15 protein-coding genes and 1 pseudogene are annotated in these 16251 nt (G+C 64.3%); 12 read left to right on the top strand and 4 right to left on the bottom strand.

What is annotated here, in order from left to right; genetic code table 11:
* Window positions 1-3 precede the first annotated feature (3 nt).
* The 9 genes from J7024_RS23105 to J7024_RS23145 all read left to right on the top strand — a co-directional run bounded on the left by J7024_RS23105 (window position 4) and on the right by J7024_RS23145 (window position 7917).
* Window positions 4-612, top strand: a complete 609-nt coding sequence (locus tag J7024_RS23105; protein ID WP_175750891.1) for a lipocalin family protein — start codon at window positions 4-6, stop codon at window positions 610-612.
* A 92-nt stretch (window positions 613-704) separates the two neighbouring features.
* Window positions 705-2009 (top strand): NAD(P)/FAD-dependent oxidoreductase, encoded by a 1305-nt coding sequence (locus J7024_RS23110; protein ID WP_124897160.1) that lies wholly within the window; start codon window positions 705-707, stop codon window positions 2007-2009.
* Window positions 2006-2860 (top strand): DUF1365 domain-containing protein, encoded by an 855-nt coding sequence (locus J7024_RS23115; RefSeq protein WP_175750890.1) that lies wholly within the window; start codon window positions 2006-2008, stop codon window positions 2858-2860. Before J7024_RS23110 ends, J7024_RS23115 begins: the two co-directional genes overlap by 4 nt.
* The gene (locus J7024_RS23120; protein WP_124897158.1) at window positions 2857-4074 is read left to right on the top strand and encodes an SAM-dependent methyltransferase; all 1218 of its coding nucleotides are present in this window, start codon (window positions 2857-2859) and stop codon (window positions 4072-4074) included. The genes J7024_RS23115 and J7024_RS23120 overlap by 4 nt, the downstream gene beginning before the upstream one ends.
* A 1-nt stretch (window position 4075) precedes the next feature.
* Window positions 4076-4603, top strand: coding sequence for a chalcone isomerase family protein (locus tag J7024_RS23125; protein ID WP_124897157.1), 528 nt, complete (start codon window positions 4076-4078; stop codon window positions 4601-4603).
* A gap of 99 nt (window positions 4604-4702) precedes the next feature.
* Window positions 4703-4873 carry a DUF2256 domain-containing protein gene (locus J7024_RS23130; RefSeq protein WP_124897156.1) on the top strand — a complete coding sequence of 57 codons (171 nt, stop codon included), beginning with the start codon at window positions 4703-4705 and terminating at the stop codon, window positions 4871-4873.
* Window positions 4874-5410: 537 nt separating this feature from the next.
* Window positions 5411-6226 carry a hypothetical protein gene (locus tag J7024_RS23135; RefSeq protein WP_234745531.1) on the top strand — a complete coding sequence of 272 codons (816 nt, stop codon included), beginning with the start codon at window positions 5411-5413 and terminating at the stop codon, window positions 6224-6226.
* Between the two features lie 138 nt (window positions 6227-6364).
* Window positions 6365-7096: a GTP cyclohydrolase I gene (folE, locus tag J7024_RS23140; protein WP_124897322.1), complete on the top strand. Its 732-nt coding sequence runs from the start codon at window positions 6365-6367 to the stop codon at window positions 7094-7096.
* 116 nt (window positions 7097-7212) lie between these two features.
* The gene (locus tag J7024_RS23145; protein ID WP_124897155.1) at window positions 7213-7917 is read left to right on the top strand and encodes a sigma-70 family RNA polymerase sigma factor; all 705 of its coding nucleotides are present in this window, start codon (window positions 7213-7215) and stop codon (window positions 7915-7917) included.
* Between the two features lie 167 nt (window positions 7918-8084).
* Here the strand turns inward: J7024_RS23145 and J7024_RS23150 are convergent.
* Window positions 8085-8273, bottom strand: a pseudogene (locus tag J7024_RS23150) (transposase); the annotation flags it as partial.
* 316 nt (window positions 8274-8589) lie between these two features.
* On the opposite strand from J7024_RS23150, the gene J7024_RS23155 reads away from it, so the two are divergent.
* Window positions 8590-9561, top strand: coding sequence for a MerR family transcriptional regulator (locus J7024_RS23155; protein ID WP_175750888.1), 972 nt, complete (start codon window positions 8590-8592; stop codon window positions 9559-9561).
* A gap of 259 nt (window positions 9562-9820) precedes the next feature.
* On the opposite strand, the gene J7024_RS23160 is transcribed toward J7024_RS23155, so the two are convergent.
* Window positions 9821-11125: an alpha/beta hydrolase gene (locus tag J7024_RS23160; protein ID WP_442861909.1), complete on the bottom strand. Its 1305-nt coding sequence runs from the start codon at window positions 11123-11125 to the stop codon at window positions 9821-9823.
* A 198-nt stretch (window positions 11126-11323) separates the two neighbouring features.
* Here J7024_RS23160 and J7024_RS23165 point away from each other — a divergent pair, with 198 nt between their 5' ends.
* Window positions 11324-11908, top strand: a complete 585-nt coding sequence (locus J7024_RS23165; protein WP_234745532.1) for a DUF2878 domain-containing protein — start codon at window positions 11324-11326, stop codon at window positions 11906-11908.
* Between the two features lie 91 nt (window positions 11909-11999).
* Complete coding sequence (locus J7024_RS23170; protein WP_234745533.1) at window positions 12000-13517, top strand: cryptochrome/photolyase family protein; 1518 nt, start codon at window positions 12000-12002, stop codon at window positions 13515-13517.
* A gap of 454 nt (window positions 13518-13971) precedes the next feature.
* Here J7024_RS23170 and J7024_RS23175 read toward each other — a convergent pair whose 3' ends face one another.
* Both J7024_RS23175 and J7024_RS23180 read right to left on the bottom strand, forming a co-directional pair.
* Complete coding sequence (locus J7024_RS23175) at window positions 13972-15102, bottom strand: porin (protein ID WP_234745534.1); 1131 nt, start codon at window positions 15100-15102, stop codon at window positions 13972-13974.
* Window positions 15103-15291: 189 nt separating this feature from the next.
* Window positions 15292-16233, bottom strand: coding sequence for a DUF1177 domain-containing protein (locus J7024_RS23180; protein ID WP_175750884.1), 942 nt, complete (start codon window positions 16231-16233; stop codon window positions 15292-15294).
* Window positions 16234-16251: the final 18 nt, after the last annotated feature.

Genomic DNA, 16251 nt, shown 5'->3' on the forward strand with positions numbered 1-16251 from the left:
GCCATGTCGTACCGGCTTCTGCGCAGCATCGCCATCACGGTCGTGACGGCGCTCGCGCTCGGCGCCGCCGGCTGCTCGGGAAATCCGCAAAACCCGAATCCGCGCGCCGGCGTTCCGCTGTCGACCGTGCCCGTCGACCTGCCGCGCTACATGGGCCGCTGGTATGTGATCGCCAACATTCCGTATTTCGCGGAACGCGATTACGTCGGCAGCCGGGCCGAGTGGAGCCTGCGCGAAGACGGCCGGATCGACGACGTCTTCGTCGGCCGCAAGGGCGGCTTCGACCGGCCCGAGAAGCACTATCGATTCGTCGATGCCGTGAAGCCGGGCAGCGGTGGCGGCGAATGGCGCGTGCGGCTGTTCTGGCCGGTGTACGTCACGCAGTTGACACTCTACGTCGACCCGGACTACCGGTACACGCTCCTCGGCTACCCGGGCAAGACGCTCGGCTGGATCTTCTCGCGCGAGCCGACGATGGACGACGCCACCTATCGCTCGCTGCTCGCGCGGCTGGATGCGATGGGTTACGACACGTCGCGCTTCAGGCGCGTGCCGCAAATGCCCGAGCAGATCGGCAAGCCTGGCTTCGCGTCGCCCGGCGATCACGAATGACGGCCACACGTGCATCCGCGGCGTGCCGAGCCTCGTATATCCGCACATGTCATTACCGATCCTGCTCTTGTGACTGACGGAGACCATTCACGATGCACCCGGAACTCTCAGTGTCGCCGCCTGGCCGGCGGATCGCAGTCGTCGGCGCCGGCATTGCGGGCCTCGCAAGCGCGTACCTGCTGGCCCGCCGTCACCGCGTGACGCTGTTCGAGGCCGCCGACTATCTCGGCGGTCACACGCACACAGTCGACGTCGACGTCGACGGCGCACGCCACCCCGTCGACACGGGATTCCTCGTGTTCAACGACCGGACCTATCCGAACCTGATCGCGCTGTTCGACGAACTCGGCGTGGCCGCCCATTCGACCGACATGTCGTTTTCGGTTTCGGTCGACGGCGGCCGGCTCGAATGGGCCGGCAGCAACCTGAACACGGTGTTCGCGCAACGACGCAACCTGTTCTCGCCGACCTTTCTCGGGATGTTGCGCGACATCCTGCGCTTCAACGCGTCCGCGCACGATCACCTCGAATCGGCGAGCCGGGAGCGTCTTTCGGTCGGGGAACTGCTCATGGCCGGCGGCTACGGCGCATCGTTCCAGCATCACTACCTGCTGCCGATGGCGGCCGCGATCTGGTCGAGCGCGGCCAACGACGTCCTGCGGTTTCCGGCGGCGACGTTCCTGCGCTTCTGCCTGAATCACGCGTTGTTGCAGGTCAACAACCGGCCGACCTGGCGCACCGTCGCGGGCGGCGCGCGGCAGTACGTCGAGCGCATCGCCGCGACGCTCGACGACGTGCGCGTGAATACGCCGGTCCGTGCGATACGGCGCGACGACGCGGGCGTGACGGTGGCTACCGACACGGCCGGTCACGAGCGTTTCGACGCAGTCGTGCTCGCGTGCCATGCGCCGACCAGCCTGCGGCTGCTCGCGGATGCCAGCAACGCCGAGCGCGAGGTGCTCGGCGCCGTGCGCTACCAGCACAACGTCGCGGTGCTCCATACCGATACGGCGTTGCTGCCGCGTCGGCGGCGCGTGTGGTCGGCGTGGAACTACCTGAGCGGCCAGCCGAGGCGCAACGGCGGCGAATCGCCAGTGTGCGTGAGCTACCTGCTCAACCAGTTGCAGCCGCTGCCGTTCCGCTCGCCGGTCGTCGTCACATTGAATCCGGTCGACGATCCCGCGCCCGATACCCAGCTCGGCCGCTACGATTACGAGCACCCGCTGCTCGACCTCGCGGCCGTGGATGCGCAGCATCGTCTGCCGATGCTGCAAGGGCGGCGCAATACGTGGTTTGCGGGAGCGTGGACGGGCTACGGGTTCCATGAGGATGGACTGAAATCGGCGTTGCGCGTGGTCCGCGACTTCGGCATCGCGCCGGCCTGGGCTCGCCCATGAACGCGCCCTTTGCTCGCGACGGCATGGCCGTCCGGCTTCTCGTCGGCACCGTGATGCATGAACGGCTGCGGCCCGTACGCCATGCATTCACGTATCCGCTCTTCCAGGTCTGCTGCGACGTCGAACGGCTGGATGAAATCGATGGCAACTGGTTCGGTATCGATCGCTGGCGCCCGCTCGGGCTCGCGTTGCGTGACTACGGCCCCCGCGATGGCCGGGCGCTCGGGCCATGGATGCGCGATCTCCTCGCGCAAGCCGGCATTCCCGCCGACGGCCGGATCTGGCTGCAGACGATTCCCCGCATCTTCGGCTATGCGTTCAACCCGGTGAGCTTCTGGTACTGCTACGACAGCGCGGACCGGCTTCGCGCGCTGTATGCGGATGTGCGCAACACGTTCGGTGCGCACCACGGCTACCTGCTGAGTGCGATGCACCACGCGCCGATCGAAGCCGACACCGTGCTCGTCTGCCGCAAGACGTTTCATGTCTCGCCGTTTTGCGATGTCGTCGGCAATTATGCGTTTCGCGTGCGTCAGCGCGACGATCACCTGAGCGTTGCGATCGACTATCGCGACGACGACGGTCTGCTGCTGCGCACCGCGATCGGCATGCGGTCCGCGCCACTGACAGCGGCACGCGCGTGGCGCGTGCTGGCCCGGCAGCCGCTGAATGCGATCAACGTCGTCCTTCGCATCCATTGGCATGCGCTGCGGCTGTGGCTCGCGCGCGTGCCGTTTTACGGCAAGGCGCCCCCGGGCCGTTCTTCTGCGCCCGATCCGTCCTTGTCCCGTTTGCCGGGCGCGTCGTCAAGCGAGCGCGCGGCGATGTCCGATCACGAGGCTCGTCCATGACCCGGCTGCGACTGTTGTCTCCCGCATCGCAACCTGCCATGCCGCTCTCGGCCCGATGGTTCATCGCGCTGCTACGGCGCATCCACGACGGTCATCTGACGCTCGTGACACCCGAAGGCACACAACATGTCTTTGGCGATCCGCACTGCCAGCCGGCCGCGACGCTGCAGATCCGCGACTGGCGGGCCTGCCGTGCGATCCTGCGCGCGGGCGACATCGGCTTTGCCGACGCGTATCGCGCAGGCTGGATCGATACGCCCGATCTCGTCGCGCTGCTGCGCGTCGCGATCCGCAACCAGCCGGTGATGGCCAGGACAGTCACCGGCGGCCGCGTGGCACGCATCTGGTACGCGCTGCGTCACCGGCTGAGGATGAATACGCGGGCGGGCAGCCGCCGCAACATCCACGCGCACTACGATCTGGGCAACGACTTTTACGGATTGTGGCTCGACGACACGTGGACGTATTCGAGCGCATGCTTCGACGGCGACGCGCAGCGTTCGCTCGCCGACGCGCAAACGGCGAAGTATCAGCGCATCGTCGATTCGCTCGGCCTGCGCGCCGGCATGCGCGTGCTCGAGATCGGCTGCGGCTGGGGCGGGTTCGCCGTGCATGCCGCACGGCAAGGCATCCGCGTGCATGGCGTCACCATCTCGCAGGCGCAATACGCGCTGGCCCGCGAGCGCATTGCGCGCGACCGGCTGTCCGATCGGGTCACTCTCGAATTGCGCGACTATCGCGACGTCGACGGCCAATACGACGCGATCGTGTCGATCGAGATGTTCGAGGCCGTGGGAGAAACGTTCTGGCCGGTGTACTTCGACACGCTCAGGCAGCGCCTGAAGCCCGGTGCTCGCGCGCTGATTCAATCGATCACGATCGTCGAGTCGCAATTCGACGCGTACCGCACGTCAAGCGACTTCATTCGCGAGTTCATCTTTCCCGGCGGGATGCTGCCGAGCCCGGAGCGCTTCGTCGATGCGGCACGGCGGGCCGGCCTGGCCGCCGAACCGGTGCTCGCGTTCGGCGACGACTACGCGCGCACGCTGCGCACCTGGCGGGCCACGTTCGAGGCACGCATCGACTCGGTGCGCGCACAACGGTTCGACGAGACCTTCGTGCGCACCTGGCGCCTCTATCTCGCCTATTGCGAAGCGGGATTTGCCGAGCGGCGGACCGACGTGATGCATTTCATCGTGTCGTCGGGCGGCTGACATGAGGCGCCGGCTTGCAATGCTCGTCGCGGCAGCGGCGCTGACCGCGCCGCAGTTCGCCGGCGCGAACTGCGTCGACGATATCCCATCCGCGCGACTGATCGGATCCGGCCAGTTCTGCATACTGGGCATCTGTTTATACGAAGCTCGGCTGTGGGCGCCCCGGCCCCCCGGCGCGTTCGACACGCCGTTTGCGTTGTCGCTGACCTACCGTCACGACGTGAAAGGCGAGCGGCTCGTCTCGACGGGCATGGACGAGATCGAGCGCCTCGCATCCGCGCCGTTGCCGGCTGCGACGCTCGATGCATGGCGCCGCGATATCGAACGGGCGTTCACCGACGTATCGCGCGGCGACGTGCTTTGCGGCGTGTATTTTCCCGAGCGAGGCGCACGCTTCTACACCAACGGCCGCCTCACGGCCGACGTGACCGACCCGGCGTTCGCGCGCGCGTTCTTCGCGATCTGGCTCGACCCGCGCACGCGGGCAAAATCGTTGCGCCGTCAGTTACTGGGCGACGACGCGCGCTGATTCGACGGTGAGCGATGGCGACCGGTCCACCGTCCCGCTGCCGACAGCATCGATCGACGGAACAGTTCGCAGGCGATCCTTCTCGACGCGTGATTCGCCATGGTCAACAAGAAGCACTTGCCTGAAAAGATATGCGAGGCCTGCGGCTTGCCTTTCAGCTGGAGAAAGAAATGGAAGGCGGTTTGGGACGAAGTCCGATATTGCTCGGCGCGTTGCCGCCGGAATCGGCGGTCACCCTCCAGCATGAAGACGAACGCTTCACGTCGCTGAATACGCATTGACGAACCGATCGCGAGCAGCGCGCGGGCCCGGGTAGCGCTTCTATCGGCCCGAGACGACATGCCCGCCGGTGTTTCGGTTCACCGGGATCGATCGGCGCCGGCGCGCTCGTCAGCGCAGCCCATCCCCCGCCCCCGCGGCCGCCTGGACCGGAGCATGCACGGTCGCCCGCAAGCGATTCACTCCGCTCCGTCTCGGTTGCATGACGCTTGCCCAAACGGCTAGGCATCGGATTCCACCGCATCGACACGAAAACTCGAGACAAGATGGATAAATGCATCGGAATCTCACGCTTTCCGGCGCACTTTATGGCCGCTCGCACATCTACCGCCCGCCAATCCAGCGACTTCGAAAGTCGTTTCGTATGCGTTATCAACACGCTACCTCCTTCTTTTAACGAGCATTTTCGCGCTGTTATCGCCATTTTTCGACACATCAACGACGGGTGACACATAATTTTCCGGTACAAATCATAAAATGAATCGCTTTTACGCTTCACTTTTCCGGAAATTTGCATACAATCCAGCTGTGACGCATCAATCGACCAAGGGAGGCCCCGTGCCAACACGCAATCCCGACATCAAGCCGCGCCGGTTTCCGGCCTGTCCGGCTTCATTGATGGCGCGCGTGGCCGTCGCCACGGCACGCACCCCGTCACACCACACCGGTGCGGCGCCCGGCTGGCCGGTTGCGTCGCGCTTGCGGGTCGCCGCACAGCAACGCGGCCAACGCTGTCGGCGCCGCTCGCCGCTGGCGGCCGACCGGTGTGCAAGCGCCGGTCCGAACGGCGCGCTGCTCGAACGGCGACCGAACACCATCGCGGCTCGCACGTATCCGACGCTGCTCGTCACGGGCGGTCTGACTGCATCCGACGAAACGGTCGAGCGAGTCGGCCTGCACGTCAGCGAGCGCGTCGAATCGGTGTCGCAGGCGCTGCGGCAGCCCGGCCTTGCTGTCGACGCCCTGATCGCCGAGGTCACGTCGTTGCATAGGGATCTGGCGACCCAGTTCGTGTCACTGGCACGCGCGCGCCGAGTTCGCGCGGCCGCGATCGTCTATGAGTACGGCAGCGCACAAGCCCTCTCGGTGGTCCGCCTTGCAGGCTTCCACCTGTTTCGCTCGGTCGGCGGCCGCATCGACCAGGCGTTCGTTCTGGCGAAGTTGCAACAATCCGTCGCCGTCACGCTCGCAGCGAAGCCGGCGGCGAAGGACCCGATATTGCGGTTCCGCCGGGACGCCGACGGCTGGGTCCGGGCAGCGCCGATCGGCCCGTCGTGCGCGATCCGAGCCGGATCTCCGGTGACGCTACCGGGTCGCCATGCACGCCCGCGCGCGTGCAGGTGAACGTCACCCGATGGGCGCGGCGCCGAAATGGCGGCGGCGGCGTTCGCACGATTTTTACCCGAGGAACACAAGCAAACCATCGTATCGCCTCAGTCGCGATCCATCTCGTCACCACCCAACCTCGAGAAACGAACCGAAATGGGAAATCTGATCGACGCTCCCGAGCACACCTTGACTGCGATCGACGAGGGCACGCCTCTGTCGCACATCATTCGTCGTCGGCTCGAGAACGCGGGCGCGCGCTTCCATGCAAACGACAACATCGCCGCGCACCTGCGTGACGGCGAGTTGGATGCGTTGCAAAACGAAGTCGCGCAGGGAATGGAAACCGTGCTGCGCTCGCTCGTGATCGACGTCGACAACGACCACAACACCCGCGAAACCGCGCAGCGCGTCGCGAAGATGTTCATCCGCGAAGTATTCGCGGGCCGCTACGACGCGGCACCGTCCGTCACCGAATTCCCGAACGTCGAGCGGCTGGACGAGCTCCTGATCGTCGGGCCGCTGCGCGTGCGCAGTGCCTGCTCGCATCATCTTTGCCCGATCATGGGCCGCATCTGGATCGGCGTACTGCCTAACGCCACGTCGAATCTGATCGGCCTGTCGAAGTATGGAAGGCTGGTGAACTGGGTCATGATGCGCCCGCAGATCCAGGAGGAAGCGGTCAAGCAGATTGCCGACCTCCTCGAATCGCGCATCTCGCCCGACGGGCTTGCCGTCGTACTCGAGGCCGAGCACTTCTGCATGCATTGGCGCGGCACCAAGGACGACCAGGCAAAAATGACCAACAGCGTGATGCGCGGAAAATTTCTCGCGGACGCGTCGCTTCGCCGAGAGTTTCTCGCCTTGTTGTCCGGAAAGAATGCGTAAAGCGCGCGGCAGGCATTCGCGACGAACGCGCCGGCACAGTGCCCGGCCATGATCCGCGCCCGCTCGTCACCCGGGGCGCGCAACAGCAGGAGGCTCAAAGCCATGTGGAGTTCCCGATGAACTGTTCGCACGATTCACTCCGCCCGTCCTCCGGCCAGGGTCGATCGACGACGCTGCATTCAGGCAGGCGGCAACGCCGGGGCGCGTCCCGCGGGCGGTCGCGCCCTGGCGGCAGAACCGAATTCACCGCCGAGGCGGTCGTTCAGCCCCCCGAAGCATCCGACGCGCATGCGGAACTCGACCAATTGCTGTCTCGCGTCGCCGCGGGCGACGAGCACGCGTTCGCACAGCTGTATCGATTGACGGCTGCACGGTTGTACGGCGCGATCGTCCGGATGGTCCGCGACCGCCACGAAGCGGAAGACCTGCTTCAGGACGTGTTCACGACGGCGTGGCGTCGCGCCGATTCATTCGACGCAAGACGCGGCACGGCGATGACATGGCTGATGACGCTCGCGCGCAATCGGACCATCGACCGGATCAGGCAGCACCGGGAGCTTCCGCTCGACGACGAGCTGGCACTGTCGATCCCCGACGAAAGCCCGACGCCCGATCTCGGCGCGCAGGCGAGTCAGGATCGCCTGCGCCTGGAGCGCGGGCTCGCGCATCTCGGCGAGCGGCAGGCGTATGTGCTGCGAGAAGCGTTTCACGGCGGCGCATCGTATGCAGAGTTGGCCGAACGCATGCAGGTGCCGCTCGGCACGATGAAGAGCTGGATTCGCCGCAGCCTGATGCGACTCAGGGTCTATCTCGAGCAATGAGCGGGCGAGTCACTTCGCGGTTCGATCGCGCTGCGCGGGTCGGAGCAAGCGACGGCTGCGATCCGCGCCGCCGTCGGATCGGCATTGGCCGCGGCGGGCGGCCGAGTGTTGCGCGCGAGTTCGACGGGCCTTTGAGCGCCCTGTTGAGAATTACGTAAATCATGACATCACCAAGGCTCGACTTGCTTCCTGCAAGCAGCGATGATCAATTTGCGCTTCCGGCCGCTCTTGAGCCTGCATCGAGCGGTGTGCTTCAGTTCGGCCAAGTCGTTGAGGCAGAAGTTGGCCAAGGCGTGCCGCTTGAGCCAGGCCCAGAGGTATTCGACTGGATTCAGGTCTGGCGCGTAATCAGGCAGCCGTGTGCGTAGCTTCGCCCAATTTGCCCATCGACCGCCCCTCCATTCACCGTGATGACTGTATAACGCGCGCAGAGAACCCGCTGTCGTGGATTTAGTAAATCTCAATAGAATCCGTCGACGCACCGAGACTGCGCGCCCGGCTGACGTGCGACGGCACCGACGCTGCCGCTTTCGCAGCATTCCAGCTGCACCTCGCTTCGCGAACGCTATTTTTGGATCAAATTCCACACATTGAATCACTTTCCTGCTTCATACTTCATCCAAACTGCGTACACTTCCGGGACAACCATCCATCGACTTCAGGAGAGCAACGATGCCCCCTCGCAAGGATCGCGACACGCCTCACCGCTATCGCAGCGGCGAGGCCGCGCGCCTGGCGCGCATGCCGGCAGCAACGCTGAGGATCTGGGAGAGGCGCTATGGCGTGGTTGCTCCGCCCAAAACGCCGTCCGGACAACGGATGTACTCGGACGACGACGTACAGCGCATCCGCCTGCTGAAGGCACTCGTCAATCAGGGCCACGCGATCGGCACGATCGCAGGCCTGAGTCGCGAGGACCTCGAAGCGTTGTCGCTGACAAGTACACGCGGCCCGGCACTGCCCGAGAAGGGGGTGAGCCTCGCGGTCGTCGGCGCGCTTCCGATTTCGGAATCGGCCGTCGAGCGAATGGGCATCCGGATCGCCGTGAGGCTCGACTCGATCGACGACGCGAGCGAGCACGCGGGTACGTCTGCGGACGCCCTGATCGCGACGACCACGTCGCTTCATGAGGATGTCGTGTCGCAGCTCTCTGCCGTGGCGCAAAAGCTCAATGCGCAGGCCGTGGCCGTCGTGTACGCATTCGGCACCGCGGAGGCAATCGAGCTGGCGCGGCTGTCGGGGTTCGAGCTGTTCCGGTCGACGGAAGGCCAGACCAACCCCGCATCCATCGTTTCGAAACTGGCGCAAGCCGTCGTCAAGGCACGCCAGTCGAACGACGCCGATCGCGGGCTTTGGCTGCGCACGCGGCGACGCTTCGACGAAGCGACGCTCGCGTCGCTCGGCGGCCTGTCCACCACCGTCAAGTGCGAGTGCCCACGTCACCTCTCGGAACTGATCATGCAGCTCGGCGCGTTCGAGCGATACAGTGACGAATGCGTGTCGCGCTCGCCCGCCGATGCGCTGCTGCACCGCCACCTCGGAGACGCAGCGAACCGGGCGGCCGAATTGCTCGAGACGGCGCTTGCCGTCATCCTTCGCGAAGAGGGACTGGGCGGAACGACGCCAGATATGAAGGCGCTATAGCGCGGCAAGCGCCGCCGATCGGGCCGACCGGCTCGCGACGAAACCCGGCACTTCCGCGCTTCACGCTTGCCAGGCACTGCGTCGCGCGCGATGTGCGAGCGGCGAGCGGCGAGCGGCGAGCGGCGAGCGGCGAGCGGCGAGCGGCGAGCGGCGAGCGGCGAGCGGAAGCCTATCGCGACTCATTCACCGCCGCTTGCCTGCCTGACAGGCGACGCTCCTCAAGCGACCGTGCGCGCGTGCAACGCAGCGTCTTCTTCGATCACCGCGCCGAAACGGCCGAGGGCGTCGCCGTGCCCGATGCCGTCGCCTGCCCGCTCGCGGTTCCAGCGTGCGACGCCTGCGCGGCGCGATCGACGAACGCGGAGAGATCGTCGAGCACCGATGCCCTGCCCCGCAACGGCGCGCCCAGCACACCGACGATCGTCGCATGGCTGACGTTGTCGTAACGCATGACCGCGACCCTGTCGCCCGCGTTCTGCAACGCGCGGGCGAAGCGGTACGTGTTGCCCGGCTCGACTACCGTGTCGTTCTCTGCAATGGCCAGCCACATCGGCGGCTCGGCCCCCTGGATGAATCGAATCGGCTGGCTCGCGGCGCGCGCATCCTGCGGGAATATCCGTTCAAGCGTTGCATCACGCAGCGGCAGGAAATCATAAGCCCCGGCCAGCCCGATCACGCCGGCAATATCGCTCTTGTGCATGTGCCGGGCCGCCAGATAGCGGCCGTCGGTCGCAAGCAAGGCGGCAATCTGCGCGCCCGCAGAGTGCCCCATCAGAAACAGGCGACGCGGATCGCCGCCGAACAAAGCCGCGTGCTCGCGCGCCCACGCCACCGCTTGCGCGGCATCGTCGACGAAACCGGGAAAGGTGGTCGCCGGATACGTCCGGTAGTCAGGCAACACCGCAACAAAACCCCTCGATGCCAGTGCCTCGCCCACGAACAGGTAGTCCTTGCGCTCTCCCGACTGCCAGCTTCCGCCGTAAAAGAACACGACGACCGGCACGCCCGCATTCGCATCGGCCGGCCAGTCGTCCACGACGCGGGCGGGCACGTAAACGTCGAGCACGTGGCGCTCACCGGGCCCGTACGGAATATCCGCAAACAGACGGAATGTGTATCGCGGCGTCAGCGCGTTCAGGAGCCGCGCCGGCCTGCACGCGGCGAGCAGGCCCATCGCGAGCAGCACCGTCAGCACGGCCAGTCCCACTTTGATGTTCATGCAAATCTCCGTAACTGAAGATTCCGCGCAAATACGGCGCCTGATATGAGGCTCTACGGAACGCGCGCGACAGCGGATGCATGCGCCGCACGGCAGCGGACCGCCGCCGTTCCCCGGGGCCGCGACCCGATGTCCGTCCGGCAGGCTGCCGGTGCGCGCGGCCGCCCGGCGCGCGGACCGGCAATCCCGTCCGGATTGCCCCTTTGCAAGCTGCATCCGCCGGCAACGCAGCGTCGTATAAAGAACTGGATACGAGAACGAAACCTGAATGCCGACAACCGCTCCCCGCAAAGTCGTCGTCCGCGAACGGACGCGCTCTTTCGACGATACAGCGTCGTATGCCATGAACGTATTGCGTGCCGCTCTCCCCGTGCTGCGCCGCGTGCCACGCGGCGCGACCGGTTTCGCGCATTGTCGCGCGCGCGGCAGCGCTTCGCCCGATGCATGCCCGTGTGCCGTCGATACATGCGGCAAGGTGAGCATGCCGATACCGATGTCGCGCGAACTATCATGACCCGTGTGCCGAATCGAGGACCGTCCAGCATGCCCGCACCGGGCGCCGCCCGCATGTACGTGTATCTCGCGGCGACCCAGATCGGATGGCTGGTCTGCGTGATGACGGCTGCATCGCACCACGCCGCGTGGGGTGTCGCCTATGCGCTGATCGCGACGGCGGGCCATCTGCTGTACGCGCATCGACCGTCATGCGAGGCGCGGCTCGTGGTAACGGTCACGGTGTCCGGATGGTTGTGGGACAGCGCCGTGGCCCATTCCGGCCTGCTCGAGTATCCGAACGGTGTGCTGCTCGCGGATACGGCGCCGTACTGGCTCGCCGGGCTGTGGGCGCTGTTCGCGATCCAGCTCAATACGCTGCTGCGCTGGCTCAGGTATCGACCGCTCGTCTCGATGCTCGTCGGCGCACTCGCCGGTCCGGCGTCGTTTCGCGCGGGAGCGGCGCTGGGCGCCGTTCATTTCAGGGAGCCGGCTGCAGCGCTCGTCGTCACCGCAACCGGCTGGGCGTTCATCTTGCCCGCTGCGCTCGCGATCGCACGGCGCTGGGACGGAATGACCCCCGCTTCTGCGCCCGCGAGCGGCCGCGACGGCATGTACGACACCCGCACCGGCTAAAGGCAGCGAGCGTTCGAACCGAACCCGCGGCACGTTCGCATCGTCTGCGATGCCTGCTTCCATCACTTACGCAACTTCTCACGCAAAGCCAATGACACGCTCCGAATTGCCGCATCAATCCCGCCCCGTCGTCGTATGGTTTCGCGACGACCAACGGCTCGACGACAATCCCGCCCTGACTCACGCGGTCGGCACCGGCCATCCCGTCGTCTGCGTGTACGTGCACGACCCCGCGCCGAAATCCGGGCGTGCCATGGGCGGAGCGCAACGGTGGTGGCTGCACGAGTCCCTGAGCAAGCTCGATGACTCACTTTCCGCGCTGGGCGGCTCGCTGATCGTGCTGCGCGGCAACGAGCAGGAAGCCATCACGAACTTCGCCATCGCGATCCAGGCGGCGATGGTCGTCTGGAATCGTCGTTACTCGAAAGTGCACACCGAAATCGACGCATCGATCAAGAAAGACTTGAGCAGCCGCGGAATCGACGTGTCGACATTCAATGGCCATCTGTTGCGCGAACCCTGGACGGTGACGACCCGCGAAGGCTTGCCGTTTCAGGTCTTCAGTGCGTACTGGCGAGCCGCGTGTCGCGATGATTTTTGTCCGCCGGCTCCGCTGGCGGCCCCGTCGCTCATCGCGTTTTTCCCGGTTCCCGAACGCGTCACGCCGGATGTCAGCACGCTTCGGGCGCTCGCACTCCAGCCGACGGCACCCGACCGGGCGGACGGGCTGCGTCTGACCTGGCGCTGCGGCGAGGAAGCCGCTCGACAACGTCTCGATGCCTTCCTGGACGACGCGCTTCACGACTATGCCGGCATGCGCGATTTCCCGGCCGCTCATGCGACGAGCCGGCTCTCGCCCTATCTGCGCTTCGGCAACATATCGGTTCGGCAAGTGTGGCATGCGGCATTGTCGGCGGCGAACGCGATGCGCAGCACGCGCGCGGCGCGTATCGACGCTTCGAAAGGCGGGCCGTTGAACAAATTCCTCAGCGAAATCGGATGGCGAGAATTCTCGTATCACCTGCTCTATCACTTCCCGCCGCTGCATCAGGTCAATTTCCGGCGTCAGTTCGATTCGATGCCGTGGCGCGACGACCCGGAGGCACTGCGCAAATGGCAGACGGGGCACACTGGTTATCCGCTCGTCGATGCCGGCATGCGCGAGCTTTGGCACACCGGCTGGATGCACAACCGGGTGCGCATGGTCGTGGCGTCATTCCTGTCGAAGCACCTGTTGATCGACTGGCGCGCGGGCGAAACGTGGTTCTGGGATACGCTCGTTGACGCGGATGAAGCCAGCAACCCCGCAGGCTGGCAATGGGTCTCGGGTAGCGGAGCCGACGCGGCGCCGTATTTCCGCATCTTCAACCCGGTTCTGCAGGGGCAAAAATTCGATCCGCAAGGCGAATACACACGACACTGGGTGCCCGAGCTCTCGAAGATGTCAGCCGAAGCCATCCATGCCCCATGGATGGCTTCGGCTGAACAGCTGCACGACGCGTCCGTCGGTCTCGGCAGGAGTTATCCGTTTCCGATCGTGGACCATCAAGTCGCACGCGCGCGCGCCCTTGAATCCGTCAAACGCATCGACCAGGAAAACGACGCGTAGCCGTATGTCAGGCTCGACCTGTCGATGCGCGGACCGCGACAGCCCGAGCCGCTGCTACGCGTTCGAACGTACAGTTGAAGGGGGGCGACGTCTGTCGCTGGCTACGGATATCAGCCTATGTCGATGTTCCAGCGGCTTGTCGGTTCAATCGATTTTTTCTGAAAGCCGGATTGATATGCAATCCTGCCAATCACGCTCCCTCGGGATAATCGACTCAACCGGCTCCGGCCCATCTTGCCCGACGCGAACCAGGCCGCATTGTCTTCCACGTTCTGAACCGAGCCAGCGTTCGGCATGACACCACTATCGTCACCCCAGGCTGGCCCACACCCTTGCGCCGACGCTTCGCGCATCGTTCCGCTGCAACCTGCGCATGACGCTGTGCCGACATAACTCGCCATGCGTTCATCGAGTGGACTCGCGCCACTCGATGCTTTCAGGTCTCCCGGTGCGCTCAGAAATTGTGGCGCAAACCGACACGTGCCGCAGTTTGCATGCGACTTGACGAAGGCGTGAAGCTGTAGCCGATAACGGCATCGACGCCCTCGGACGCGCGAACCCAATCCACGCCGGCGTAAACATCGGTTGCCTTCGACAACAAATAGTGTGCGCCAGCGGACACCTGATGCCAGTGATGGTCTTCAAACGTCGTGTACTGGTAACCCGCTACGAGAGAAAGCGGTGCCGTGACCTGATAAATTCCGCCGCCTTCGTAGACCAACATCGATGACGAGTTACCGTAACCTTTAAGAACGGTGTCACTGAAGTCGCCCTTGACCGTGAGCTTACCGAAGGCATATTGGGCGCCGATCCCGAAGATCGACTGTGAATCGACCTTGAACGGCGTGCTTGAGTACAGGCTCGTGACTGCACCCGTCGCCGGATCGACCGTCGCAACCGCCTGCCCGAGCATTGTTTTGACGCCGATTTTGGCGTAAGGATCAAGACCGGAAATACCTCGTGGCGAGTTCAGGTGCGTGTAGTTGCCGCCTGCTGAAAAATCGCCGGCCGTATAGGTCGCGCCCACGCTCCATGCACTGCCATCCCGGAAGTTGCCCGCGGTGTTGCTGAAGGAATACATGCCTCCGACCACGAGTCCGTGAAAGTCGTTGCTCACAAACTTGACTGCATTGTTCATATTATCGCCACCCTGACGATCGAAGTCGCCCTGATGAACGCCGTAGCCATTGGCGAACGCGCTGACGTTGTAATTCGACGTGAAATCGAAAGCGAAATCCCGCTGGTTTCCAAGCGTCAACGTACCGATACCATTACTCAGTCCGACATATGCGGCCCGCCCGAACAGAGCGCCTCCCTGGTGAAGCTTGCCCGTGCCAAGCCCGAAACCATTTTCGAGCCTGAACACGGCCTTGTTGCCCCCTCCGAGATCTTCGGTACCCTTGAACCCCAGGCGATTGGCGTACGAAACGCCATCGTCGAACAAATAGGCGTGTGAGCCCCCGGTGTTACTGACGTACGTCAGCCCGGCATCCAGGATGCCATAGATCGTTACCGAACTTTGTGCGAAAACCGGTACGCTTGCGATGGCGCATATGGCACCGGCGATTGCATGCTTCTTCATCATCCTCATCCCTTTCGATTACCTGTTCAGGGGTAGCCGCTCCACACCTGACAGATCCGCTTGTAATTGGAAACTTGACAGCAGTCCTTATCAAACTGTTCGAATCTACATTTTCTCCCCCACATCCGAATCGGACACCTGTTTCGCCTTTTCTCTCAGACCCTGCTCTGCCCGCCGTCGATATTCAGCGGGTTACGCGTCGTGCGGACTTTTCAGATGCGCAAGGGATCCGTACAGTTCGATGAGTCTGGAATACTCCGCGGCATCGTAGAAACCGCATTTTCCGCGACCGAACTCCTTGGCCACTTCGACGATGAACCTGACAGTCAGCGCGATGTCCGTCTCGTGACTTGCGCCAGTTGCGCACCCCGGAACCATACTTTCAGCGGTAATCGCGACGCCGACGACCGGCGCACTCGTGGCGATCGAAGGCTGCAGAATACTGTTGAGGTGATACACCCCATTGCCGTACGGCGTGATGTCCTGCGTAGTGATCGGAAACGTCACCGCCGGTCGTCCGCTCGTGATTTCCATGATCCGCAGCAAGTCTTCCGATACGCGCAGGATGTATCCATCCTTCACCGTTGGCGAAATCGCATAGCCTTTGTGATTGATGATGCGATTACCCTTCGTCGTATCGACCGACAGCACCGCGTCCATTTCCGACCACACTTCATGGGCATTGAACACTTCCGGGGGAACAGGTGAATCCATGAAATCCACGGGTTCGCGGGGCAACGTCGGCGCATCGGGGCAAATGTGCGTGGTGATGAACACGTCACCATCGAGAACATCTTCATGCCGACGCATCTGGGCGAGCTTGAGTGCCGACGCAACCGCTGCGATCGCTCCGTCCGCGTCGGAGACCAGCCCGATGCGGGACGGACGCGCACCGATTCCGCCCAGGCGGCCCACGATGCCCAGACTTGGCGCGGTGCCGCCTTTGCGTTTTCCGCACTTTCCCGGGACGGTGATCTTGACGAAGTCGGTTGCCCCCTTGTCACCGGCAAATTTCGAGACTTCCACGGCAACACCATGGCTGCAGTACGGTTCGAACAGGTCAATAACCGTTTGACCCGACGCGTAGCCGCTATCCAATGCTTCAAAAACTTCCAGAGTTTGGTTGAGACTCATCGAACTTCTTCCATTCAG

The sequence above is a fragment of the Burkholderia sp. WTPI3 genome (genome assembly GCF_021483755.1).
Taxonomy (GTDB): Bacteria; Pseudomonadota; Gammaproteobacteria; order Burkholderiales; family Burkholderiaceae; genus Burkholderia.